The 25629-nt window shown below is 56.1% G+C and carries 18 protein-coding genes and 1 pseudogene; 9 read left to right on the forward strand and 10 right to left on the reverse strand.

Annotation, left to right across the window (positions count from 1 at the left end; genetic code table 11):
• Positions 1-73: 73 nt before the first annotated feature.
• Together RSDT_RS05105 and cls are read left to right on the forward strand one after the other, a co-directional pair.
• Positions 74-3565: a sensor histidine kinase gene (locus tag RSDT_RS05105; protein ID WP_231941811.1), complete on the forward strand. Its 3492-nt coding sequence runs from the start codon at positions 74-76 to the stop codon at positions 3563-3565.
• The gene (gene cls, locus RSDT_RS05110; RefSeq protein WP_331712851.1) at positions 3528-5000 is read left to right on the forward strand and encodes a cardiolipin synthase; all 1473 of its coding nucleotides are present in this window, start codon (positions 3528-3530) and stop codon (positions 4998-5000) included. Before RSDT_RS05105 ends, cls begins: the two co-directional genes overlap by 38 nt.
• 278 nt (positions 5001-5278) lie before the next feature.
• Here cls and RSDT_RS05115 read toward each other — a convergent pair whose 3' ends face one another.
• Together RSDT_RS05115 and RSDT_RS05120 are read right to left on the reverse strand one after the other, a co-directional pair.
• Entirely contained in the window at positions 5279-6829 is a 1551-nt protein-coding gene (locus tag RSDT_RS05115; RefSeq protein ID WP_096399820.1) for a polysaccharide biosynthesis/export family protein, read from the reverse strand.
• Positions 6826-7185: a DVU3141 family protein gene (locus RSDT_RS05120; RefSeq protein WP_096399821.1), complete on the reverse strand. Its 360-nt coding sequence runs from the start codon at positions 7183-7185 to the stop codon at positions 6826-6828. The genes RSDT_RS05115 and RSDT_RS05120 overlap by 4 nt, the downstream gene beginning before the upstream one ends.
• A gap of 665 nt (positions 7186-7850) precedes the next feature.
• On the opposite strand from RSDT_RS05120, the gene RSDT_RS05130 reads away from it, so the two are divergent.
• Both RSDT_RS05130 and proC read left to right on the forward strand, forming a co-directional pair.
• Entirely contained in the window at positions 7851-9176 is a 1326-nt protein-coding gene (locus RSDT_RS05130) for a S41 family peptidase (RefSeq protein WP_096399823.1), read from the forward strand.
• Positions 9177-9227: 51 nt separating this feature from the next.
• A complete protein-coding gene (proC, locus tag RSDT_RS05135) occupies positions 9228-10031 on the forward strand; it encodes a pyrroline-5-carboxylate reductase (RefSeq protein ID WP_096399824.1) in 804 nt (267 codons plus the stop codon).
• 2 nt (positions 10032-10033) lie between these two features.
• Here the strand turns inward: proC and RSDT_RS05140 are convergent, their stop codons facing one another.
• Entirely contained in the window at positions 10034-10747 is a 714-nt protein-coding gene (locus tag RSDT_RS05140; protein WP_096399825.1) for an AMIN domain-containing protein, read from the reverse strand.
• 530 nt (positions 10748-11277) lie between these two features.
• Between RSDT_RS05140 and RSDT_RS05145 the strand changes: the two genes are divergently transcribed.
• The 4 genes from RSDT_RS05145 (at position 11278) to purE (ending at position 15821) form a co-directional block, all read left to right on the forward strand.
• Positions 11278-11946 (forward strand): OmpH family outer membrane protein, encoded by a 669-nt coding sequence (locus RSDT_RS05145; RefSeq protein WP_408606724.1) that lies wholly within the window; start codon positions 11278-11280, stop codon positions 11944-11946.
• Between the two features lie 381 nt (positions 11947-12327).
• Positions 12328-14004, forward strand: a complete 1677-nt coding sequence (locus RSDT_RS05150; protein ID WP_096399827.1) for an FG-GAP repeat domain-containing protein — start codon at positions 12328-12330, stop codon at positions 14002-14004.
• A gap of 14 nt (positions 14005-14018) precedes the next feature.
• Positions 14019-15311, forward strand: a complete 1293-nt coding sequence (purD, locus tag RSDT_RS05155; RefSeq protein ID WP_096399828.1) for a phosphoribosylamine--glycine ligase — start codon at positions 14019-14021, stop codon at positions 15309-15311.
• A 9-nt stretch (positions 15312-15320) separates the two neighbouring features.
• Positions 15321-15821, forward strand: a complete 501-nt coding sequence (gene purE / locus RSDT_RS05160; RefSeq protein ID WP_096399829.1) for a 5-(carboxyamino)imidazole ribonucleotide mutase — start codon at positions 15321-15323, stop codon at positions 15819-15821.
• A gap of 54 nt (positions 15822-15875) precedes the next feature.
• Here the strand turns inward: purE and RSDT_RS05165 are convergent, their stop codons facing one another.
• The 5 genes and pseudogenes from RSDT_RS05165 to thiE form a co-directional block, all read right to left on the reverse strand.
• Complete coding sequence (locus tag RSDT_RS05165; RefSeq protein ID WP_172414418.1) at positions 15876-16838, reverse strand: glycosyltransferase; 963 nt, start codon at positions 16836-16838, stop codon at positions 15876-15878.
• Positions 16838-17263 carry a GtrA family protein gene (locus RSDT_RS05170; RefSeq protein WP_096399831.1) on the reverse strand — a complete coding sequence of 142 codons (426 nt, stop codon included), beginning with the start codon at positions 17261-17263 and terminating at the stop codon, positions 16838-16840. Before RSDT_RS05170 ends, RSDT_RS05165 begins: the two co-directional genes overlap by 1 nt.
• Before the next feature lie 39 nt (positions 17264-17302).
• The gene (locus RSDT_RS05175) at positions 17303-18454 is read right to left on the reverse strand and encodes a DegT/DnrJ/EryC1/StrS family aminotransferase (RefSeq protein WP_096399832.1); all 1152 of its coding nucleotides are present in this window, start codon (positions 18452-18454) and stop codon (positions 17303-17305) included.
• Positions 18455-18505: 51 nt separating this feature from the next.
• Positions 18506-18680: pseudogene (locus RSDT_RS05180) on the reverse strand (chemotaxis protein CheW); the annotation flags it as partial.
• Between the two features lie 156 nt (positions 18681-18836).
• Complete coding sequence (thiE, locus tag RSDT_RS05185) at positions 18837-19472, reverse strand: thiamine phosphate synthase (RefSeq protein WP_096399833.1); 636 nt, start codon at positions 19470-19472, stop codon at positions 18837-18839.
• Between the two features lie 149 nt (positions 19473-19621).
• Here thiE and RSDT_RS05190 point away from each other — a divergent pair, with 149 nt between their 5' ends.
• A complete protein-coding gene (locus RSDT_RS05190) occupies positions 19622-22207 on the forward strand; it encodes a mechanosensitive ion channel family protein (protein WP_096399834.1) in 2586 nt (861 codons plus the stop codon).
• Positions 22208-22225: 18 nt separating this feature from the next.
• On the opposite strand, the gene RSDT_RS05195 is transcribed toward RSDT_RS05190, so the two are convergent.
• Together RSDT_RS05195 and RSDT_RS05200 are read right to left on the reverse strand one after the other, a co-directional pair.
• Positions 22226-23095, reverse strand: coding sequence for a tRNA (adenine-N1)-methyltransferase (locus RSDT_RS05195; RefSeq protein ID WP_096399835.1), 870 nt, complete (start codon positions 23093-23095; stop codon positions 22226-22228).
• Between the two features lie 71 nt (positions 23096-23166).
• The gene (locus RSDT_RS05200; protein WP_096400564.1) at positions 23167-25608 is read right to left on the reverse strand and encodes a penicillin-binding protein 1A; all 2442 of its coding nucleotides are present in this window, start codon (positions 25606-25608) and stop codon (positions 23167-23169) included.
• Positions 25609-25629: the final 21 nt, after the last annotated feature.

Here is a 25629-nt window from a genome sequence, read left to right on the forward strand (position 1 = left end):
CGGAGCCGGAGCCGACGACACGAAAATGACACGAACAACAAATCTTTCAGGACGTTATTTACAGGCGGCACATATGACCAGCACCATGCGTCCCATACTGTATTGGTCCATTCTGCTGTTGTGCGCCATCTTTCTCTTCCCCCGCGCAACCGCGGCGGCAATGCCCCTGCAGCCGGAGATGCCGCAGGCGGGTAATCTGCCGTTTTTGCCGTGCCTTGACTATTTTCTGGACGGCACCGGTGATATGGACGTTGAAGAAGTCGCCGCGCCGGGAAACACTCAGGCCTTTCACCCGCTGATCCTTCAGAAGCTCCCGCGCGAAAGCGCTGTTATGTGGTTGCGCTTCACGCTGGCGCCGCTGCCGGAAAAAACCCGCCCCACCGCCGTTCTGCTTGATATGGGAGAAAGCGTGCCGGGCGCGCCCGTCCTGTATGCTCCTATTGTTAATCCGGTGAACGGCGCGCCGGAATGGGGGGAAACGCCAATCGCGCGCCGTGCTGCGGTGCTGCTGCCCGAAGCGAGGAAAGAAGCCTTGACCTGCTTTATCCGCATGGAAGGGCTGCCGGGGCCATGGTTCTCGCCCGCTCTGCGCACTCCGCAGGACGCAGCCAACAAGGCATGGAGCAACTTTTCACGCACCGCCGCCGCGCTGGCCCTTGCCGTGGTCATGGTGCTCTGCCTGTTGCGCGCTCTAACCGAAAAAGGCCAGTGGCGCCTCTGGACTGCCCTTTATGTGGGAGCGGCGCTGGCGCAGTCAGTGGCAGGCATGCCGGCTTTCGGCAACGACCGTCCGGGCATCAGCGAAGCAGCCGCTCTGCTTTTACCGGGTATAGCCCTGATGCTCCTCTCCCACGCGGGGCGTCACCTGCTGGGAGGTAAAAGCCGGGCGTTGGATATACAGTTTCTGCTGCTCTCCCTGCCCGGCACGGCGCTGGCCATACTGCCGCTGCTGCCGTGGTTCAGCTGGACTGCCCGCTATGTTGATCTCTGGCCCGCAGGAACACTGCTCTTTGCGCCCAGCGCCCTAAGGGCCTGCATTATGGGCATTCCGGGCGGCAAACGTTTTTTGCTGGCCTGCCTCTTATCCGCGCTGTTCACAGCAGCGGGGGTTCTGTTTCCTGCAGGAGGATTCTCCGCAACTCTGCTTGCCGCCGCGCCTCTTTGGGGCACAGCGCTCGGCGCAATGCTCATTGCAACGACAACCGCCCTGGGCGACAGGGAAAAATCCGCATCCACAACCAGCGCGGGAGCCGCGACAACGTCAATGACGACGCGTTACGATCTAGGTGAGCCTCTGGACGATCCCAATCTGCGGCTCGTCCTGCCGCAAACAGGGGATGCGCCGAAAAGCGGCGCATCCCCTGCCGCGGCCGCATCGGACACCCTGCGCATCCCCCTGGAATACCTGATGCGGGAAGGCGCCGCCCTAGAGCACTGCGCACTGCCCCCGGCTGTGCGTCAATATGTAAAAAACATGCTTGACGCCGCCAAGGAGATGACGCGCATTATCAGCGCCACCCCGCAGACAGCGCAACAAACTGACCGTAGGGTGTTCAACCTGCAGCAGCTGATGCGTGAAGTGCACGACAGCACGTCTTCAATGGCGCAAGCCGCTGGCATAGGCCTTGCCTGGTACATGCCTCCGCATCTTGGACATACCTACGAAGGTGAGGCGGAGGCGATCAGCGAAACCCTCTCTCTGCTGCTGGAAAGTGCGGTCCACGCCACACAGCGCGGTGCTGTACAGTTTTCCGTGCGGCGTGTCCCGGAAAGCGCAGATGCTGGACATCTGCTGTTTACCGTTCAAGACACAGGGGCGGGGATGCCGCCGCAAAACCGCTCAAGTCTTGCCCTGACGCGCACTTGGGAACTGGCCGGCGCGCACAACGGCTTTCTTGGCTTGGAATGCGGCCCGCAGGGCACAACAATAGCCTTCACACTCCACCTCAACTATCTTGAAATGGAGGGATCCGAGCTCGCCTGGGAGAATTTGCCCCATGTCATTATCACGGCGGAAGGCGCTGTTGACAGGCAACTTCTGGCCCACATGCTGAAATCACTCCCCTGCAGAAGCAGCGAAGTGCGCGGTCTACACGAAGCGCTTCAGATACATCAAACGAATCCCGCGCTTTTGCTGATTGCTCAGGGCCAGTTTGTCAACGCGGCGCCCAGCCTGCTGCAGCAGTTTACGGAACAGGCCAAAGCCGCGTCTCTGCCGTTCTGCAAATTTTTGGCCATCACCAAGGACGACAGTCATTGGGACGATATGGCCCATACAGGCTTTACTCACGCCTTGCTGGAACCTGTGGACAGCGAAGCGTTCTGCATAACAGTGAAAGAAATTCTTCATGAAGCCGCGGCGGACAAAATGTCTGCGGTAAAAGCCGTTGCGCCCGACGAACTTTTGGAATTGCCGCAAATGTCGGAAAAGGTCTCAACGTCGACAGACAGCCCTGTGCCGGGCTACAATGCCTCCCCGGCCCAGAAAAGCGCGGCAACGCCGGTCGGTCGTCCGCCGCTGCCGGATTTATTTTCTGCTGATGCGCCGCCCGGAGAAACGTCAAGCGTCAAAATCCCCGATCTCACTGCCCTGCCGGATTTGCTGAGCTTTGCCGAGTCGTTGCGCAATAATCCGCCTAAAGGCGCTGCCGACAAGGGCACGGCGAAGCAAAAAGGTAGCCTGTTTGGCGGGTTTCCTGACACAGAGCCGCTCTCTTTGCTGGATATGTCACCCAAAATGGACGCAGGACTCCAGGCCGCCAGAGCAATTCTGAGTAAAACAGAAAAGCCCGCTGAGACCCTTTCTCCGGCCTCGCAAGAACAGCCCGCCGCTCCCAGCCCGCCGGAACAGACACATCCAACGGCAACCAAACCCGGACTGCGCCGGCATCTCTCCAGTGCCGCAATGCCGCAGCCAGCACAGCCCCCCCGGATTGTCCCCGCCAACGCGAGCACGGCGGGCACTCAAACACAACAGCAGCGGACGACGACGAAAACGGTCGAAGGCATGGCTGCTGCACCCGCCCCCTGCGGCACAGCCTCTTTTATGGATTTTATTGCCGGCACAACGTCGGCTTCATCGCGCACCCAAACTGTGCAGGGCGTGTCTGTACCCACAGCCGACAATATGACGAGTTCCCCTCCCGGTCAGCCCCACGCGCCCCTGCCGTCAAAGCCGCTTTCTGTGACAGGTCAGACAGCAGTGACACACGCCGATCCCGTCAGACACGATGCCGGGCAGACGCAAAGCAACGAGCCGCAGGACAAGGCCTCGCGTCAGCGGCAAATAACGGACAGCACAATGCTGCTGTTGGTAGAGCACCTTGACAGGGCTATAGAAGACGCACAATCGGCCTTTGCGCAGCGGCGCGCCCCAATGGTGGGCGACGCGGCCAGACGCATAGCCGCGGAATCAGACAATTACGGCCTGCGCGTGCTGGCCCGCATGGCACGATGTGTGGAACGGGCCGCCAGAGCCAGTGATATGAACGCGCTCGGAGATTTGTTGCCGGAACTCGTGGCGGCTGTTGAACGCAACCGCATTGCGCTCACGCCACGCGAGTGACGAGGCTGGCAAAAATACACTCATGCTGCTTCTGGAAACACTGGGACTTTCAGCTGGTTACGCAATCTCATGGATCGCCATCTGCCACGCGCTGCTGACAAAACGCGACCCGCGGTCGGCTCTCGGCTGGACAGCTACTGCCCTGTTGCTGCCTTTTGTAGGCCCCCTGCTCTATGTCCTATTTGGGATGAGCCGTGCAGAAAGTCGCGCGAACAGAATGATGCGGCATCTTGCCGCTGTCCAGCCCGACTACGCTCATCCTGACTTCCCGACAGCACCGCCGGAACACATTCCGGAGCATATCGCCGCAGCAGAACTTGTCGGCCGTCGTCTGACCAATCTGCATTTGAGCGACGGAAATGCGGTCACACCTCTCCATAACGGGGACGAAGCCTATCCGGCCATGATTGCGGCCATACGCAAAGCCGAACATCACGTTTATCTGACGACCTATATCTTCAATGCCGGCATGTCAGGTTCGGCATTTGTCAAAGCCCTGTCAAACGCCGCAGATCGCGGCGCTGATGTGCGTGTGCTGGTGGACGGCATTGGCTCACACTATTCACGGGACAAACCTTGGAAAAAACTTGCCGCCCGCGGCGTACGCGTAGAACTTTTTCTCGCCCCCTGCCTCTTTCCTCCCAATTTAAACATAAACCTGCGTAATCATCGTAAAATACTGATTTGCGACAATACGGCATTTACCGGAGGCATGAATATTTCCGACAACAATCTTCAGAACTGTCAAAAAAACCGCGTACAAGACATACATTTTCACTGTCAGGGGCCTGTTGTCCACCAGCTGCGGCGCGCTTTTCTGCTCAACTGGGGCTTTACAACAGGAAAATACGATCCGCTGGTCTTCGACATGCCGGAATCCGCAGGTGAAAGCCGCTGCCGCATTGTGATGGACGGACCAGGCTCTGACACAGAGGTTCTAAACGAGCTGTTCTGTGGCGTAATCAGCAGCGCACAACACTCCGTACGCATTATGACGCCTTATTTTTTGCCTTCACACGATATTATGGCCTGTCTGCGCTCAGCGGCGTATCGCGGCGTTGCTGTCAAAATAGCTCTGCCTGCAAAAAACAATCTGCCGTATGTTCACTGGGCCATGTTCCGCCTTTTGCCCAATCTCCTGACAGCCGGCGTGCGCATATGGCTTCAACCGCCGCCCTTCACCCACACCAAGCTGCTTACCGTTGACGATTTTTACTGTCAAATAGGATCAGCCAATATGGATGCACGCAGCCTGCACCTGAACTTTGAATTGAATATGGAAATCTTTGATCAGGTGTTGCATGCCGAACTCGCCGGACATATTGACAGCACTCTTGCCCGAAGCCGCGAAATATCACTGGCAGATCTGTCGCGTCAGCCTATGCCGGTCAAACTGCGCAACGCGGCCTGCTGGATATTCTCGCCCTATCTGTAGGCTCTAGCGTTCTTTATTAAAATCTTCAACCATGTCAGGTAAATCAGCTGTGTGCAGCACTTCCGCACCAGCAAGCCCCATGTGGGTTCACGCATTCAAAAAAGAAGGCACATTTGCGCCGCGACATGGCAAAAGCTTTCTCTCCACAGGAATGCGTTCATCTCGTTGAGATGGTCAGGGAAAAACCGGATATCACTTTACTTGAAATCAAGGAGGCGTTTGCCAAAAATTGTTCTTTAAGGAGGCTGTGTATTTCAGCATGACGGTAGGCTCGACAATCAATAGGGCAGGCCCAGCACGGCGCGGGCCGAGACGGCCGTATGCATGAGCACTTGGGATATGTCTTTCATGGCCTGCATACTTTTTGATTCCGCCTTCGGCAGCACCAGCACCTGATCGCCGGACGCGATGTCGTCGCCGTCGCGCGACACCGCGCCGTTCTGGCGCATGATGAGCACATTGTCCCTGTCGGCCCGCGCGCCGTAACCGCCCGCCCCTTTAATGTAATCGCCCAGGCTTTTCTTTTTGCTCCACAGCATGGCCTGCGGCGCCATAACCTCGCCGCTCACCAAAACCACGTCGCTTTTTGGCGGAATAACAATAACATCGCCGTCTTCCAGCACAAGATTGCCGTTGTCATTTCCATTGTCGAGCACCACAACGCCTTCCGGCTCAACACTTTTAGCGCGTTCAACAAACTTCATCAGCATCTCGGCTTCCTTTGAGCGGATCTGCGCCTCTTCGGCGCTGGCAGAAGATGCTGTCAGCGCGCTTTCCTCCAGGCGGCGCAACGAGTCGGCGATGGCTTTTTTTTGTCGGGCCGCCACGCTTCTGCGCTTGACATACATGGCAGCGAGGTTGGCGCGTTCAGGCTCCACGGCGATAAAGTTCTGCACGTCCTTGAGCTTTGCACCGCGCCGGACCGGAAAGCGCGAAGCACCACGCACCGCGCCTTCCACGGAGACAAAGACGGCGTTGCCCGTTGCGTCTGCGAAAAACTGTATGCTGTCGCCGTCTTCGAGCTGCAGATGGAGGAGATCCCTGACAGGCAGATAGGTGTTGTACGGCGAGCCGTTGCGCGTGCCGCTGACTGAGGCGTGCGAAGCCCGTTTTTCCGGTTCCGCCAGTTCCACAAGCGCCGCGCCCGTGGCCTGGCCCTTGAGAAATTCAAAGCGGGCCGGGTTGCGCACCGCGCCGGCGGCGACGACGCTGGGTCCCTTGTTGTCCACCACCAGCGTATCGCCATCCTGCATGCGCACGGGGGCGAGCTCGCCGCGCCGGGCGAAGGGATAGAGGTCAAGCGTCAGCACGACGGCCCCATTGCGGACAAGACGTATGGCGCGGTAGCTGCCGCACGCCGGGTCAATGCCGCCAGCCCTGTCCAGAAAGGCAAGCGGGGAATCGCCGGAAGAATTCTGATAGCGGCCGGGCCTGACAACCCCGCCCGTCACAAAAACGGACACGGTACCCGTGTCGAGCGGCGCCACGTATATTTGCGCGTCACTTTGTCCTGCAGCTGCCAGTTTGCTGCGCAGGTCATCCACAATTTTATTGCGCGGAATGCCCGCGACAGGCAGTGCGCCTATTCCCGGCAGCGTCAGGAGGCCATCGCTGTCCACGGCAAAAATGTCATCTACCGTGTGCCTGCCGCCCCACACGCGCACAACAGCGCGGTCGCCCGGCATGAAGGCGTCGGCCCCGGCGTTTCTGGAGAAGTTGCCCTGAAAAAGATTGGCTCCGTAGGGGTTGAGCTCATCGTTGGCCAAGCTCGCCGCGGCGGGCAGAAGGCAAAGCAGCGCAAGCGTCAAGCAGAAGCGCCGCATCGTCATATACCGCCTTCTCCCCAGACGCGCGGCGCCAGCGTCCACTGTCCTGCGGCATCACGGCAGGTGACGGCCACTTCAGCTTTTTTCCCGTCGGCGAGCACGGTGGCGCGGCGGCAGTTCTCGCCTTTTGCCGAAGTGAAGGTGCCTTCCAGCGAAACCCGCACATCGGTGCCGAAAACGGGATCGTCAAGCTGTGCGGACTGCCCCGGCTCAGCGGAAATCATGAAGGCCTCCACCGGCCCCAGCGATGGGGACAGGGCCGGCGCGTCGGCCGTCAGCCCGCAGCCGGAAAGGATGATCAGCAATACCAGCGCGAGCGGCGGAAGCAGTTTTGACAGGGAAGGGAATAGGTTATTCATGGTGACTTTCGGTTTGCGGTCAAACAGGGTATGCCTGCGCTTCTTCTTGCAGATAAACGGGACGCTGTCAAACAGGCTGTTTTGCCGGGAGATTCGCTCTTCAATGATTTAATATCGGTAATCTGTTGTTCTTGTGTAACAAAAATATCAAAAATTATCACAAGGGTGAAAGTCTCATTTCGCCGCGTCCTTGACGCCGTTATCACTCTTTGTAAAAAAACGAGATTTTAAAGCCTGAAATTGTCCCAATTATGCCCGTTGATTAGCAGTAATAATTAAACATAATCAGATAGTTGAGTATATATGCGTTTGGGTCATGCCTGACCAACTTACTAGGCAATGCCTAACGAGCCAGATATACCAATGAAAAACAAATAGGCGGCACATTTAAAAATTAATGAGACAAAAATCCGGCACATTGTGAAGCTGTTCGCTGGTGATCTGGACGCTCTGCAATTTGCAAAAATTGCTGTATAAAGCCGTTATGTGCAATTCCGGCTTTGCTTCATTTTTAAATATGCTGTCATGCGCATTGGCGGGTGTGACGAAGACAGCTCTCTTTTTTTGCGATTCTTTTTGCATTGCTTTTTAAGCTGAAAAGAGTACTCTCACGCCACTGATTGCCATATGCCCTGCTTGTCCTCTATCGTCGTGGAGACCGTTGTATGTGTGTTTTCGTTCGCATCTGTATTCTGGAACTTTTTTTGGCCTGCATAACACTTGCCGTGATGACTACCGCGCCAGCGGCGGCAGACAAAAAAGAACCAGCAAAAGAAGCCCCCAGCAAATATGACGTCCTCAAACGTTTCAGCCAAGTGCTCGACCTTGTTGAACGGCACTATGTGAAAGACGTAACGCAAAGTGTTCTCATTAACGGCGCCGTCAAGGGGCTGCTGCAGGGCCTTGACCCGCATTCCACCTTCATGAACGCTGCAGAATACAAAGAACTGCAGCAGAACACATCCGGTGAATTTTTTGGCGTCGGTATTGAAATTTCCCTTGAAAACAGCCAGATTGTCGTCGTAACGCCCATTGAGGACACCCCGGCCTTCCGCGCGGGCATGCAAACCGGCGACGTCATCTTGTCCATCAACGGGCAGGCCACCCAAGAACTGTCGCTGCAGGAAGTCGTTTCCCGCATTCGCGGTCCCAAGGGTAGTGAAGTGGAGCTGACCATTCTGCACAGCGATGCAAAGACACCGCAAACAGTGCGCATTGTGCGCGACTCCATACCGCTGATCAGCGTCAAATCAAAAAAACTGGACGACGGCTATTACTGGGTGAGGCTGACGCGCTTTTCCGAACGCACAACCGAAGAACTCAAAGACACGCTCAAGGCTGCGGAAAAAGAAAGCAAGGCAAACGGCGGCATCAAAGGCATTGTGCTTGACCTGCGCAATAACCCAGGCGGCCTGCTGGATCAGGCCATCAGCGTCTCCGACGTATTTTTGCAGCGGGGGGTCATTGTTTCCATCAAAGGACGCAAGGAACACACGGGCAACGCCTATGAGGCGGAAAACCAGCCTGACGACACGCGCGCACCCATGGTGACGCTGATCAACGCCGGCTCTGCCTCGGCCTCGGAAATTGTGGCCGGCGCTCTGCGCGATCAAAAACGAGCCCTGATTTTGGGAGAACGGTCTTTCGGCAAGGGTTCTGTGCAAAAAATCATCCCCCTGGCCGACGGCTCGGGGCTTAAACTCACCGTAGCCCTCTATTACACCCCGAACGGCAATTCCATCCAGGCAGAAGGCATAGTGCCCGACATGGAAGTGCCCTTTGAAAATCCGCGTTCCGATGACAAAGACAACCCGCGCTTCCAGGTGCGCGAGCAGGATCTCAACCGCCATCTGGAAAACGGCAAAAATAAAAAATCAAAGAACACAAACAACAATGACGAAGGCAAGGAACAGCTCGCCCGCGACAATCAGCTGCGCATGGCATTGCAGATCGTCAAAAATCTGCCCAAAATGCAGGAAATCAAACCGTAGCAGTGCAATACACCACCATCCGGCACGCCATGCCAGTCGAGAGGAAGATATATGAACAAAGTTATAGGCTGTGTGGGGTGCGGCAATATAGGCGGCGCCATCCTGACCGGGCTGACGGCAAAGCTCGCCAGCAGCTACTCCTTCTGCGGGTTTAACCGCACACTGGAGCGTATGCGCCCCCTTGAAGAGAAGGGTGTGGCCGTCAAAACCGACGCCCTTGCCCTTGCCCGTGACACGGACATCATCATTCTGGCCGTCAAGCCCCGCCAGGCTGCTGAAGTACTTAAAACAATGCGTCCAGCGCTCACAAGGGACAAAATTCTGATTTCTGTCGCCGCAGGCGTTGGCGTGCAACGGCTGAAACAGGACTCGGGCGGGCAATGCCCTGTCGTGCGGTGCATGCCCAATACCCCCGCACTTATCGGCGCAGGGATTTTTGCCCTTTGCCTGGAAGATGCGGGCCTGAGCCCGGGCATAAAGGAGGAAGTGCTCGCTGTTTTCAGCGCGCTTGGACTGTGCGTCACGCTGCCCGAGACGAGTTTTACCGCGTTTTCCGCGCTTATCGGCGCAGGGCCGGCGTATGTCTTTCAGATGATGCAGGGTTTTGTGCAGGCCGGGGTCACGCTCGGTTTTGCACACCGCGAAGCGCGAGAGCTTGTCACAGCCATGTTTGCCGGTTCCGCGCGCCTTGCCGCGCAACGTCCGGCCCCACTCATGCAATTGCGTGACGAGGTGTGTTCACCCGGCGGTCTGACCATTGCCGGAGTCAACCACCTAGATCGGGCTGGTCTTGTCGGCGTTATTGTGGATGCTGTGCTGGCGGCTGACGCACGGGGCCGTGAAATGGAGCAATAATATCAATACAGACGGATATTCAGCGTATCCCCCTCATTGGAAAGCACAAAACGTGTGTGTTTCGGCTTTGTGCTCAAATCAATCACAATGCGTGTCCCTTTCTCAATCCTGCCGACACGCACGTTGGTCACCAGAGGATTTTTCGGCACACCCGGCGCCTTGAGCGCATCCAGCCCCTCCACATCCACCACAACTCTTTCCGGATTGGTCAGATTCATGGTTTTATAGCGAATGGGCGGTCTGTGGCTCGTCAAACGTACTGTGGCCCCTTTGTCACGAACAAAGACCGCAAGCCGTGTGGGCGGATTGACCGGCGCAGCCTTTTTACCGGCAACAGGCTTGCCGTACGTTGCATTTTTGCCAGACGGGCCGGTGCCTTGCGTTTTGGCGGCCGGTGCAGCTTGCTGCCTATCAGGTTGCAGCGCGGACGCGGCTGCAAGGGCCTTGTCCGCCTTGTCCATCTCGGAATCCTCGGGGAGGGGTGGCGCTGTGGGTGCAGGTTTCGCGTGCTGCGACGGCGCAGCAACGAGTGCATCAGGCGCAACCTGCTCCTGCGGCAGTACCGACGCAGCATCGTCCTGCGGAGAAGCGGTCGTACCAATTTCCGCCTTGGTTTTCAGCGGGTCAGTTTTACTGCCCATCTTTTCATTGAGCATGACCAGCGCCATACCCAGCACGCAAACAGCAACCAGCAGACTGATAATAACTTTGTTCATGCCGAAAGGCTCCTGTAAATAACAAAGGATGCGAGAGAGATTAAAATATGCATGATCGTCGATATTGCGGCGGACGCATGGCAAGAATATACATTAATTACGCAAAATGGCAAGATTTTCTCTGCCGTGACATTGTATACCAGTTAGGCGCAGGACTTATTAATCAAGATCAATGCTGTCCAGTAATGAAGGAGTGGCTCAGGCGGCAAACCAGCCGCCATTACGAATCATATTTCAAGACGGGGCCGGATTCTGTATGACAAAACAGACGACGAGGCTGTGGAAAAAATCAATGCCATGAGCGTGACGAGTTGTATGAAGATTTGACAAGGCGTCTACCCTTATTTTTATGGCGAATGAAGGGGGAGTTTGCTGAATTGAGTTAAAAAATCTGTTGTGGAGCACAAGAAAAACATTTATTCTTTAATTACTTAACGACCAGCCAACGGCCATCGCTTTTTTATTTCTTTTTGAAAGGAGTGTCTTCTGTCATGCAAGTCCGTTATTCTATTCCCCTTTTATTTGTCTTGATGCTTCCGCTTTCGGCTTGTCTGCCGGAAACGGACGGCGCAAAACCGAGATTCGCTGTTGTGGATATGCAGCGTATTATGCGCGACGCGGTGCCGGCAAAAGCCGGAGTGGCATTTTTGGAAGAAATACACTCTGGGATGCAAAAGAAAATAAGCGCAATTCAGGATCGCTTGGAAAAAAATTCCAAGGATGAAGCTGCGCAGAAAGAATTGCAGAGCGTGTATATGGCTTCGCAGCAACGCATGCAGGCGGAGCAGCAGAACGTGATCAATCTGCTGGATGATGCGATTCAGCGTGTTTTAAGTGTCTATCGTGAGCAGCATGGCTATGACGTGATTTTGAATGCGGAAATCGCTGCCGCGTATAATCCAGCTGTGAATGTGACCACGGCTGTTATTGTGGAAGTAAATAAGCAGAAAATTGAGTTCAAACCTGTGACAGCAGAAGGCAAAAATCCCGCTGGTGAGACAAAGCCCGAAATGAAAAACCAAACGCAGGACGAAGGGAACGCGGCTTCCGGCGGAGCGAGTGAGACAAAGCCCAAAATGGAAAACCAAACGCAGGACAAGGACAGGAGAAAAGTAAACAGCCCTGTCGAAAATCAAAAAAAGAAACAGGACAAGGGCAGGAGAAAAGCGAACAGCCCTGCCGACGCAGATAAAAAATAAATCTTTTTCTGTTGCTGAAAGCGGGAAAACCTCAGCGCGTTTTGCGCGCTGAGGTTTTCCACAAGGCGACAAACGTGAGACGAGCCGCTGATTGTCTTTAACGAAGATCAAAGCCGGGCGATAACGCGCCATGCAGCCAAGAATTCAGGCAGGCTACGGCGATATGCCTAACCGCATCAAGTGTCTTCCTGGTAAATCAAGTATAAAAAAGCCAAGCGATCAAGGTCGCATTCAATGACACGCTTTTGCTGGAAGCTCTAAAAATTTAGATGCGTCGCCTGGTTCCGCGGCGCTTTCATATTGCGCTGGGGGGCAAGTGCGCGTATAATGCCTGAACACTGGAGGGGGCAACGCGCCCCGTTACACTTCAAGGAGCTACGGATGAAAACCTTCCTAAGATTGTTCATTGCGGTCTTGTTGCTGCTTGTCGTCTGGCTGCCGGCAACGGCAAACGCCGTGTCGAAGAGCGTGATTTTATCTCCATTTTCTATAACAGCGCCGCAGAGTTACGCTTATTTGTCCAAAGCTGTGCCCGCCACCATCCAAGCAGGACTCAACCGCCCCGGTGTGCTCGAAGCGCGTCCCGTGCAGATCAAAATTTCTTCGCTGGCAGAGGCCCGCAAGGCAAGGAATGCGCAACACGCAGACTATGTTGTCTGGGGTGTTGTGACTGTTTTGGGCAATGAATGCACTGTTGAAGTCAACAGTTCGGACAGGGACGGGAAAACCTGGAGCAAGACCGGCCAAGGGCCGGTAAGCGGTCTGACGGCCACTGTGCAGAATCTCGCCGCGGCCTTGAGCAGCGAGGCACTGGGCCTGCCAGGTATGGCGTATGCGGGACAGCAGGGCGAAGGGCAGATGATCAACCGCATGAATTCGGACATTGTTGTCAATGAGACGGGACAGCAGCAGGTCTACCTCAATCCGCAGTTCCGCTATCAGGGAGCGTGGGCGAACGACGCCTCGCGCTTGCGCACCCAGCGTCTACCCAACAAAATGGTGGATATGGCGGTGGGCGACTTCAACGGCGACGGCAAAAATGAAATCGCCGTGCTTGGCGACCACAAGCTGATTATCTACGCATGGTCGGCGAACGGCAAGCTGAAACCGCTCGGCGAAACCGTCGTCTCCAGATCCAATCTCAATTTTTCCATGCGGGCCGTTGATATCAATCGCGACGGCGTCAAAGATCTGGTTATCGCCACCTATGAGCAGGACAGCAACCGGCCGTACAGTTATTTTTATACCTTTGCGGGCAACAAACTTGCAGAGTGCGCGGAGCGCGTCCCCTATTTTGCGAGCGTGGTTAGCACGCCGCCCAATTTTGCGCCGACTCTGGTGGGCCAGGGCTGGGATTCGATCAAGCTCTTTGCGCCCGACGTGCGCGTGATGGAGAAACATGGCGCCAAACTCACTCTTGGCTCACGGCTGGATCTGCCGGAAGGGGCCAAGGTGTTTAATATCTGCTGGCTGCCTGGCGACAAAAACAGCAAAGGCGATCAGCTTGTTATGCTCACCGACGATGAGCGCATCAAACTTTTTCAGGGCAGCGGTAATACGCTGATACACACGACGATAGAGCGGTTTTCCGGTTCGGCGACAGGCATGGAGCATTACAAGGGCATGCCCGGTCTTGATCCTGACCGCAACTACCAGCTCCCCGGCAAGTATTACGCGTCCATGCGCCTGATTACCGCAGATTTGGGACATACCGGCGAGTATGTACTCCTGATCAACAAGCCGATATCCACAGCTTCCCAGCTATTTGACAGGTACAGGTATTTCCCCCAAGGGGAAATACACGCCCTGTACTGGGACGGCGTAGGCCTTGCGCTTAAATGGAAAACCCGCCGCATTCGCGGTTCCGTGGCTTCCGTGGATCTGGCGGACGCCAATAACGACGGCGTGCTGGATCTTGTGGTCGGGCTGAACACCTCGCCTGATCTGGGTGTCGGCAGTCGGCAGTGTATGATCACGGCCTATCCGCTGGATATTTCACAGACAAATCCTAATGTGCCGGCGGATCTGAGCGATTTTGAAGTGACGCCGAACCAGTAGAAGAGGATGCAAATGTGCGCATTCTGGTGATCGGTTCCGGCGGGCGGGAGCACGCCCTTGTCTGGAAGCTCGGGCAAAGTCCACAGACAGAAAAAATTTTCGCTGCTCCCGGCAATGGCGGCACGAAGGGCGAAGGCGCCGTTAACACGGCAGTGGCGGCCAACGATATTGACGGACTTGTGGCGCTGGCGCGCAGGGAAAAGATTGATCTTGTCGTCCCTGGCCCGGAATTGCCCTTGACGCTCGGCATTGTGGATCGTCTGCGCGAGGCGGGCACAGCCTGCTTTGGACCGGACGCCTATTGCGCGCGCATTGAGGGAAGCAAGGCCTTTGCCAAGCAGATTATGAAAAAAGCGGGCGTGCCCACGGCGAAAAGCGTGGTTTTCAGCGATGTGGAAGCCGCAAAAAAATATGTGGTTAAATTTGGAGCGCCACTTGTGATCAAGGCCGACGGCCTTGCCGCCGGCAAGGCCGTGGTGGTGGCGAAAGACTCGCAACATGCTCTGCAGGCGGTGGATGATATCATGTTCGCGCGCGTCTTCGGGGCAGCCGGTGATCGCGTGATTATTGAAGAATGCCTGTGGGGGGAAGAGGTTTCGCTGCTCTGCTTTTGTGACGGAGAGAGCGCCGTGCCCCTGCCTTCAGCCCAAGATCACAAGGCGGCCTTTGATAATGATCAGGGCCCCAACACAGGCGGCATGGGCGCTTACAGCCCGGCGCCCGTATTACCTGACGACGGATTGGATAAAATGGCGGATCTGGCCGTCCGGCCCGTGCTCAAAGCCTTGGCGGAAGACGGCCATCCCTTTGTGGGCGTACTCTATGCTGGTCTTATGATAACTGCAGACGGTCCGCGTGTGCTGGAGTACAACGCGCGTTTCGGCGACCCTGAATGTCAGCCTCTGCTTGCGCGCCTGAACGGAGATCTGGTTCAGATTATGATGGACTGCATCAACGGCAGGCTTGATCCCGCAAGCATTGCCTATACCGGGCAGACGGCGCTGAGCGTGGTTCTTGCGGCAAGGGGCTATCCGCGCGCCTGCGCTAAGGGCCTTCTGATCAAGGGAATTGCCGAGGCCGAGGGGATTTGCGGCGTCAAGGTGTTTCATAGCGCAACCGTCGAGAAAGATCGTGCGCTGATTTCGAGCGGTGGCCGTGTGCTCTGCATAACGGTTCTGGGCGACGGTCTGCCCGACGCCAGAAAAAAAGCTTACGAAGCCCTGGACAAAATTCGCGTGCCGAACAGTTTTTATCGCAAAGACATTGGAGAAAAAGGCATGCGTCATCTTTTGTCCACAACAACATAGGGAGGGGCTGTGTCGCGTGTTGTCATTCTTATGGGCTCAAAATCCGACGAAGAGAAAATCAGCCCCTGTACGGAAATTTTACAAGACCTCGGTATTTCATTTGTGATGACGGTGAGCTCCGCCCATCGCACGCCCGAACGTACGCGCGCGCTTGTGCGCGGGCAGGAGGTTGCCGGTGCCGGGGTGTTTATCTGCGCGGCGGGCATGGCGGCACATCTGGCCGGGGCAGTAGCCGCGCTTACCACGCGGCCTGTGATCGGCATTCCCGTTTCCAGGGGAGTTCTTGCTGGCATGGACGCGCTGTTTTCCACTGTGCAGATGCCGCCGGGCTTTCCCGTGGCCACTGTGGCGCTGGACAAAGCGGGCGCGTACAATGCGGCCTGGCTGGCCGCGCAGATTCTGGCCTTGGCCGACCCTGATTTGGACAACAGAATTACGGCGGCCCGCAAGCGGATGCGCCTTGATGTGGAGAAGGCGGGGGAGGAGATTAGCCGGAAATATTCCATGTAACCCAAGAATATTTAAGGGGCTAGACCATCAGAAATCCTTCTGACGCATAAACCCCTACCGCCGCAAAGCGGCTGGCATGGCAAAATACGCCCGCGCCGCAATGTCAAAGCACGCTCCAGGTAAAAAGCTGGCCCACCAGAAAAGCCTGTGCTTCAGCGAAGCGTTTTTCCATGGGGCGATGGTTACGCGGGCATGCCTGTTCCGCCCTTCGCGCCAGAGTGAGACTGCTTTCTGAAAGGCGGCCCGTCGGGTCAGCAAAGCCACGAGATCGGCGTGTTCCACGGCATAGCCGGGGTAGATACGACAGTGTTTATTGAGAATACGCAGGGTTTCGTCCGCGAATTGACCGAATTTGCGAAAGGTGCTGTTGGCCCCATGCATCCGCCAGCGCGTGAGTGGCCTGTCCACAAAGTCAAGCTCCCAGTCGTAGGCGATGCGGTAAAAAACGTCGGCCTCCTCACACACGTTCAGGCTTTCATCAAAAAAATCGGTTTTTCCTTCGTCAGTCAGCCCCTGAAGCGCTTCGCGCCGCAGCATTGCTGACGACATGGAAATCCACTGCCGTTCCATAAGCTCGCTGAAAACCATCCCCCGCGCCGGGCGTGTTTCGGCAAAGAGGCGTTTGAGCACGCGGCTGCCGTCAAAAATCTCCGTATCGGTGCAGACAAGGCCGACGCGGGATCCGGTTTCAAACAGCGCAACCTGTTCGGCAAGTTTTTGGGGGCGCCACAGATCGTCGCAATCCAGAAATGCGAGATAGCGGCCACGCGCGCAGGCCAGCGCCAGATTGCGCGCCGTGCCGAGGGAAACAGTGTCCGCGCCCCGGAAGCAGCGTATTTTGTCAGGAAACCGCGCGGAAAAATCCTGAACAATGTCATGGCTCTCATCCGTGGAGGCGTTATCCCAGAAAATGAGTTCAACATCCTCAAATGTCTGCGCAAACAGGCTTTCCAGCGCCGGGCGCAGATAACGCGCGCCGTTTAGGCAGTTCATGATGACGGAAACGGCGGGAGGCATCAGGCGTATTTTCCGGCGGAAGCGTTTTGAAAAACAAAGCGGTTGCAGAGCAGATACGCGCTGACGGCGACAAACAGGGCAGCAACGAGCATGGCGGGTTTATAATGCATGAGCAGCCAGACAAGGACGGAATTGATCCCGAGGCCCGTCAAGTGCACAGCAACATAGTGTGGCAGCATGGTTTTGTGAATGACTTTGGCCTGAAACGTCCAGCTGTTCTGCCCTGCCCAAAAGACGAAGAAACCGACAAAATACGCAGGCGCGTTGCCGAAAAGCACCGGAAGGCCACAGGTGTTGACGAACAACAGCCCGAACAAAACATAATAGAACGTTGCCGCGCCGCCCATCATGACAAAACGCGTCAAGCGGCTGGCGAGCAGCGCGCGGGTAAAATCCCGTAAATCATCCCATCTGTGCGTGATCATGTTGCTAATGCAGTAGAAATTGCAAAAAAGCTGTATTCGTTATGTTACGCTCACAGTTGCGAGCGTCTCGCGTATGGCTTTGCAGACGCTTTCCACGTCCTGTCGGCTCAGGCCTGGGTGCAGGGGCAAGGAGACAAGTTCCGCGTGCAGTTGTTCTGCTGCCGGCAGACGAACAGCGCCGCCTCCAAAAAAGCTCAACAGATGATTGGGCTTGTAGTGCACGCCCGTTGGGATGCCAACACGGGCCAGAGCCTGTTTTACCGGGTCTTTGCGCCCGTCCGTGATACGCGCCGGCAAAATGTGCGGCACGATATTGTCGTCCGGGTCTGTCTGCAAAAAAACTATGCCGTCAAGTCCTGAAAGGCGTTCTTTGTAAAGAGCCGCCAAGGCGCGTCTTGCCGGGGCAAATTCCGTATCTAGACGGGCAAGCTGCACCCGACCGATCGCGGCCATGATGTTGCTCATGTGATAACGCCAGCCCTGCCGTTTAACGTCCGGATCCCAGGAACGGATGCCGGCAAAGCGTTTTTCCGCGTCATTTTCCACAGAGAGCAGACGCGCGTCGGAAACAAGCCGTGCGGCCTGCGCGTCAAAGGCCACAACGAGGCCTCCTTCGCCGGAGGTGATGTTCTTGATGCCGTCGAAGCTGAAACAGACCATGTCGCCGAAGCTGCCGATTTTGCGTCCGCCGTGGACGCAGCCAAAGGCGTGGGCCGCGTCTTCCACAACGCGTATGCCTTTGCGGCGGGCGAAGTCATGGACTTCATCAAGATGCCAAGGGTTGCTCGCATAGTCCACGGGCATGACCGCAAATGTTTTTACGGTGAGTCGTTTTTCCGCATCGTTAATATCCAGTGTGCCCGTTTCCCGCAGCACATCGCAAGCGACAGGGCGCAAGCCCGCGGCCGTGACGGCTTGAAACGAGGCCAGAAAGGTCAACGAAGGCACAAGCACTTCGCCGCCTGCGGCGTCGCGAAGTGCTGCCAGCGCTTCAAGGGCCAGATGCAGGGCTGCCGTGCCAGTATTGACGGCGATGACCTGTGTCGGCAAAACGCCGAGGTATGCGGCCAGTTCTTCTTCAAACAGGCGCACTTCATTACCCATGCCCAGATATCCGTCTTCCAAAAGCACCCGGCTAACGGCGTCCGCTTCGGCTTTCCCAACAATGGAACGTGAAAGACGCAAAGCCATGAACCCCTCCACATTGATGTGGCGCGTGATCGCCCGAAACCGCTACGGCTTTTACAGAGCATCTAAGTTCATGTCGCCCAATAAATTGTCAAGGTCAAGCAAAATAAGTAGGCGGTCGTCCAGCTTGTCGACATCGCGAATGTATTCTGAACCGACTCCGGCCAGCACAGGTGGGGCTTCTTCCAGCGTTGTCGCGGGGGGTGCGCAGCACTTTTGAAACGGCGTCCGCCTGACCCAAGGGAGCCGATTCCAGCGATCTGCGAGACGCGGTGATGCGTTTGCCAAAAAATAGTGAATACTCCACCTGCTGATTTGGCGAACGAGAATAAATCGGCTTGAAAGTGCAAATCCGTTCAAGCAAAAATTGCTCCAAGCCCGCGGTTCAAGCGTGCATAGCGCGGCGCACGGCCGCAACTTTGGCGGCAATGTCCAGCGCGCCGACCAGCTCGGACACAAGGGCACAGCAGTACGCACCATGCCGCGCTACCTCGCCGATATTATGTTCCTTTATACCGCCTATGGCCACAAAAGGCAGTGCTCTGTTGCGTGCCGCCCAGTCAAGATAGGCGCAGCCCACCGGCGCGACAACATCTTCCTTGGTCTGTGTGGCAAAAATCGGCCCCACGCCGATATAGTCCGCACCCGCTGCCACGGCGGCCACGGCCTGTTCCGGCGTATGTGTGGAAAGGCCGATAATCGCTTGCTGCCCCATAAGGCGGCGCGCTTCAGGCACGGGTAGGTCTTCCTGGCCTATATGCACGCCGTCGGCCTCAACCAGCAGGGCAATATCAATGTGATCGTTAACGATAAAGCAGGCCCCGGCTTCCAAGGTCATGCGACGGAGCAGGCGGCATTCTTCAAGCATTTTCCCGGCCTTGAGTTTTTTTTCCCTGTATTGCAGAATACGTACTCCGGCATCAAGCAGGGCGCGGGCGACATCGGCGAGCGGACGCCCCCGGCAAAGACGCGCGTCAGTGATGGCGTAAAGATCTGTTTCATTCGGAAGAAAGGCTGGCATGGCTTGCTCCTTGACTTGCCTGTTGACTATGCTCCTGTATAGAGCGTTTTTCAAGTTGGGTTCTTCCGCGTCAAACAGCGGTCGTAGGCAATCCATGCAAGCAGGACAATATAAAAAGCAAAAAGCGTTGTAACTGACAGTGGTGAATTATGGATGAACGCGTTCTGAGGTGTTGTGTTGCTGTTTTGTTTTTTTTGCTGTCGCAGAGTTTTACCCAGTTCTGTTTTGCTGCCACGCCGCAGACGCCGCCCACCCAGCCCGCCGCCCAGGCGGATGGCAAAAAAGATGAGAGCGCAAAACACGTGCCGGATCAAGTTGACACCTGGGAGTCGGTATGGGCCAGTCAGCGCGATATGCTGAATGAAATCAATGAAAAAGCCGCCATCATGCGGGAAAAATTCGCGAAAGACGCGGCGGGGCTGACAAAAAAGACGCCCCTTTTTGAAGAGGAAGCGCGTCGTCTGCTCGTTCTTGTCAATAATTTTCAAGAGTGGCCTAATCCCATGGAAGCAGTCAGCCGGCGAATTGCCTCAACCATGCTGGAGGAACGGCAGGATCTTGAACCGCTCATTCTGGGTCGCGCCGAAGTTCAGGCATTGCTCGACCGGGTGAGCTATCTCGCCGACAGTCTGCCCGAAGATGTGCGCGGCGGACGCGTGGACGCTGAAATGCAGGCATATGTTAAGGATATCGCACAGGCAAAATCACGGCTTGCCGCCGTTTTGGCCAAGTACGACTCTTCTCTTGGTCCGTACATGACGTTGCTTGAACGATTGGAAAAAACACGTGCGGATATTGCCTCTCGGCTGCCGGTGCTCTGGAAAGACTATTATCTGCAAGACCCTGTGCCCTGGTTGAGCCTTGAAACCTGGGAAGAGATTCCGCAGAATATGCGCTATTCTGTTCAGAGCATGGTCTTGCGTCAGGCAGTAGAAATGCCCGTTGCCGCTGAGCAGTGGGTCACGGCCGGTTTGCGTTTCGCGCTGTGCCTGTGTTTTACCTGTGTTGCCAAATTTTTGCTGGGCCGACGCTTGCTCACGCCCACGTCTTCGCCTGCCGGGAGACATATTTTCCAAATTTCTTTGCCCTGTCTCTGCCTAGGATTTTCGCTCGCGGCCAGTTCCATCTCCACCGGCGGAGAATTTTTTCGTCTTTTGCTGGCTCTCGGCAATCTGGGCATTATAGCCGGCCAGATATTTCTGGCCTGGGACATGCGGCTTTTGAAAAATCCGGAAGCCGGCGTTTCGCGCGCGCCGCTCTGGCGGCTCATGCCGCTCACGTTTTGCGCGTATACCTTACTGTATCTGCCTTTGGCAAAACCGCTGACGCTTGTGCTCTGGACAGCTTTGGTCGCCGTGTCGCTGGTACGGCTACGCCGACAGCGCGCAGAGGAAGCGTCCTCCCTGCAACTTGAATGCGGCATTCTTGAATGTGAGCCCGTTGCCCTTTGGTTTTGTCTTGCGCTGAGCCTGCTCGGACTGCATATCTACAGCATGACTCTGTATCTGTTTTTTGTTTCTTCGTCGCTTGCTCTGGAACTGTGCCTCGGCAGCATGGGCCTTATCAGCGAGTTCAACGGGCGACTGCCCAGCGAGGGCGCACGCGCTGCAGTGGCGCATCTGCTAATTGCACTGGCGGCACCTGTTGTGCTGGTGACGGCCGTGACGGGCGTGCTTTTGTGGGTGGGCACGCTGCCCGGCGGCATGTATCTGCTCAAGGAATATCTGCTTAAGGGCGTGAACGTGGGAGCCACACAATTTAATATTATCCAGTTGCTGCTGATTATCAGCGCTTTTTATTTGACACGCGCTGCAGTATCCATGGGCACACGCCTTCTCTCGAAGCTGCCGGGACAGGGGCTTGAGATTGATTCCACGCTGATACCGCCCATGCAAACGGCTCTGACCTATCTTGTATGGTGTTTTTTTGGCCTGTTCGCCCTGCGTTCGCTTGGCATGGAATTGAGCAATCTGGCTATGGTGGCCGGCGGTCTTTCCGTCGGCATAGGTCTCGGCATGCAGACTATTGTCAATAATTTTATTTCAGGTCTTATTCTGATTTTCAGCCGTACGCTTCAGGCAGGAGACGTGGTGGAAGTGGACGGCGTTACCGGCAGGGTGCGCAAAATAAGCGTGCGCGCCACTATGGTGGAAACATATGACAATGCCTTGATTTATGTGCCTAATTCAGAATTTGTCTCCAGCCGCCTTACCAACTGGACGCGCAACAGCCGCTCTGTGCGGCGCGAGATTTCACTGGGCGTAGCATACGGCTCAAACACTGAACTTGTGATGAAACTCATGCTAGGCATTGCCTCAGGCCACCGCAATGTGTTGAAATATCCAGCGCCTTCCATTGCTTTTGCAGATTTCGGGGTGAGCACGCTGGACTTTTCGTTGCACTTTTGGGTCAAGGATTATGACGTTGGTGTGTCCACATCTTCAGATATACGCCTGGAAATAGAAAAACAGTTCCGGCAGCACCGTATTGAGGTTGCTTTTCCACAAATGGACCTGCATATCAAGGAAATGCCGCCGCGTGTCAAAATTCCGCAACAACCGGCTGAACGCCGCGGCGTGGCTTGCGGGCGTCTGAAGCGGCCTGCCTCGCGAGGAACGCACTATTGTGGTCGGTCAAAAATTTGGCGGGCTGGTAAGGCCTGGGCCAACGCTTCCGTCGTGCAGCGCGACAGCAATACCGGCGGGCGGTCACGCGGCGAAAGGCTAGCGTTTTAGGTCGATTGCATCAAGGAGTTACCCGCTGTCGTCAGAGGAGGAAGCTTCGCTTTGCCGCGCGAGACGGGCTGTCTGCTGTTTGCGTTCGCGTGTGCCGAGCGGCCTGAGACGTTCAAAGGCTTCGCTGCGAACCTGTAAACGGCAAAAGATCAAAAAACCTGTGTGCGCAATCATTCTGTCTTCAGGCCGCAGACGATCGGCCACAGGTTTCCAGTACCGGATCAAAATCTCGCACACTTCCGTCTCCGCAAAGGGTCCCTGCTCCAGCCCAAGCAACAGCTTGCCCACCTGCTCCGTCGTTGGCAAAAGAAAGCCCAGCGTCGCGCCGGGGCGCAAAGCCGCTGCCGCCGGCGTCAGATACTCCCAGGGCGTGCGCACGTCCAGAAAAAGCGCATCTGCTCCAGCTGCAGCAAAACCGTCGGCAATGTCTTTGTGATGCAGTTCCACGTTGCCGCCAAGTCCGGCCCATTCCAGATTGCGTCGGGCAAGCAGCAAAAATTCTTCTCGCGCCTCATGGCTAACAACCCGACCCGTCGGCCCGCAAAACCAAGAAAGCCCCAACGTAAGCCCTCCTGAACCACTGCCTGCTTCCAGAATCGTACGTCCGGGCCCGGCGCCGAGACGCAGGCAAATATACGCAATGTCTTTGGGATAAATGATCTGCGTCTGGCGCTTAACATGCAGCAGGCGGTCAAAAAGCGTGGCTTCCTGCACACGTATGGGCACGGAGAGACTTGTTTGCGTCTGTGCGCCGAAATCAAGAGACGACACCTGTTCCGCCGTTACTGCCCCGTTGTTGCTGTGCCAGCTTGTCCCCTCGACAAGGCGCTTTATGTAGCGCCTGCCCCTAGGGGTCACATACACAATCAGGGAACCGTAGGGAATCATGCCTAATCCGCCATATTGGAATTGTTTATAGTAACAAATCAAAGTGGTTATTATAATTATGTTACAACATCTCAAAACATCTGACGCATAAGGTCTTCACCGCCCTCGGAGGTCTTTGCCCCGGCGTCGTCAACCGCCGTCTGGACATCTGTGGCGGCAATTCCCTGTAAAGGCATGTCGGCGCGGTAGGCAAAACCGCCGGACATGACAATTCCCTCAGGCATGACAAAATCCTGCGCTGCATACAAATCTTCCACTTTCGCGCGGTAATTGCGAAAAACGGGGGCCGCTGTACGACCGCCCTGTTCCTGACGTCCCAAAGACTGCAACTGGTCATAACCCACGTAGACGCCGGTGACCAGGTAGGGCGTGAAACCCATAAACCAAGCGTCGTGCTCTTCGTTCGAGGTGCCGGTTTTGCCGGCGATGAAGCGGCCGTCTATCCGCGCGCGGGTTCCCGTGCCGGCATTGACCACATTTTTGAGCAACGTAGCCATCATATAGGCATTCTGCGGGCTGATGGCCTGCCAGTGTTCCTCGTCCTGACGGTAAAGCACGCGGCCAGCCGTATCTTCAATGGAGGTGATGATTCTGGGGCGCACGCCCAAACCCTGATTGGCAAAAGCTGCATACGCCTGCGTAAGATTGAGGGGAGAAACGGCAACCGCGCCGAGACTTACGGCCAGTTCCTCAGGGAAATGGGGTTCCAGCCCGAGAGCCTTGGCCCGCTGTATCACATTGGCAACGCCCACCCGCTGGGCTATACGCACGGTGCAGGTGTTACGGGAAAACGCCAGCGCCTGATACAAGGGCAGCTCGCCTTTGTAGTCGTGCTCATAATTGGAGGGACGCCAAAATTTGTTTGTCCAAGGGTTGACATAGACAAACGGAGCGTCCAGCACAGTAGACGACGGGGTAAAACCGAAATCAAGCGCCGTGGAGTAGACCACGGGCTTGAAACTGGAACCGGGCTGGCGGCGCGATTGCGTGGCCCGGTTGAAATAGCTGTCACCAAAATTATAACCGCCGATAAGCGCCACAACATCACCGCTTTGAGGCTCAAGAGAAGCCAGCGCTCCCTGCACGGCCGGCTCCTGCTGCAAGAGCAGAGGAACAGGCTTGTTTTTTTGCACTTCAGCCGGATCATAGGGCCGTCCTTGCTTTTCCTTGCGGTCTCTGGCGTCGGTAGTGACAACAACCTGATCGGCTGCGGAAACCCAGATCAGATCACCCGGCTTGAGTGCCTGCCGTACGTCTTTGACAGGAGGGGCATACATGCCGGCCACCTTGGGGTTGGGTTTGCGCGCCCAAGACAGATTGGCAGCTGGAATGACGCCCGTATAACCCTGCCCCAAGGCCACACGGGCTTCAGCGGTGCTCACGTCCGTCACAAGCGCCGTTACCCATGCCCCGCCCGCCAGATCAAGGGGTGCAAAAACGGTCTCTGCCAGAAAAACGCTCCGGCCTTGTTCGTCAAGTTGTCCCAGAGGACCACGCCAGCCCTGACGTTTGTCCAGTTCTTCCAAACCTTGGCGCAGAGCCTGTCCGGCGGCATCCTGATGGGTGGGCGCCATAGCCGTGCGCACGGTGAGGCCCGCTTCATACACATAATCTTCGCCGTATTTAAGTGTGTCCACCCCAATGGCCTTAAGATTTTTTTCCGTAAAAAATTCAATGAGCAAACGCCGGACTTCTTCCATATACCACAGAGAGGCTCCGCCCATGCTTTCGGTCACGCTCCAGTACACCAAAGGTTCAACAGCGGCCTGCAGGTATTCTTCCGGCGTAATCCAGGCGAGATCCTGCAGACGGCCCAGGACATACATCTGACGATTTTTTGTCTCTTTGGGATGGCGAAAAGGATTATAGCTGCTGGGAGCCTTGGGCAGCCCTGCAATAACGGCGCTTTCCGCAAGGGTAATGTCAGCGGCGTGTTTGCCGAAATACGTGCGCGCCGCGGCCTCCACGCCATAGGCATGTTCGCCCAGATAAATCTGGTTCAGATAAATGCTCAGGATTTCATCTTTGGAAAGAATTTTTTCCAGCCTGCACGCCAGAAGGACTTCCTTGATCTTACGCGTGTATGTACGCTCTGAGGTAAGCAGGAGCTGTTTGATAGCCTGCTGCGTGATAGTGCTGCCTCCGTGTCCCTTTGTGCCGGTGCGAAAGTTGATCATCGCCGCCTGTACAATGGCCGTCGGGGCAACGCCGAAATGACGGTAAAAAGCGTCGTCCTCCGCAGCCAGAAAAGCCAGAGGCAAAAAACGCGACATCTCCGCAAGGCTGATGACATAACGCTTTTCGTGGGACAAAACGCCGAGCGTCGAGCCGTCACGGGCCAGAATCGTCGTGGCCTGCGGCGGGTTATAGTCCGCTATAGGGGTGATGTCGGGCAAATCACGCGAAGCCCAGTAAAAAAGCAGCGCCGCAACGCCGCAGCCAGCGCTCCCGCAGAACAGCAAAAGAAAAAAAAACCAACGCATGGCTTTCTTCCAAGAAAATTTGGATGACATGCCAAGCCGATACCCTTTTTT

This window comes from Candidatus Desulfovibrio trichonymphae, assembly GCF_002355955.1.
GTDB classification, from domain to species: Bacteria; Desulfobacterota; Desulfovibrionia; order Desulfovibrionales; family Desulfovibrionaceae; genus Desulfovibrio; species Desulfovibrio trichonymphae.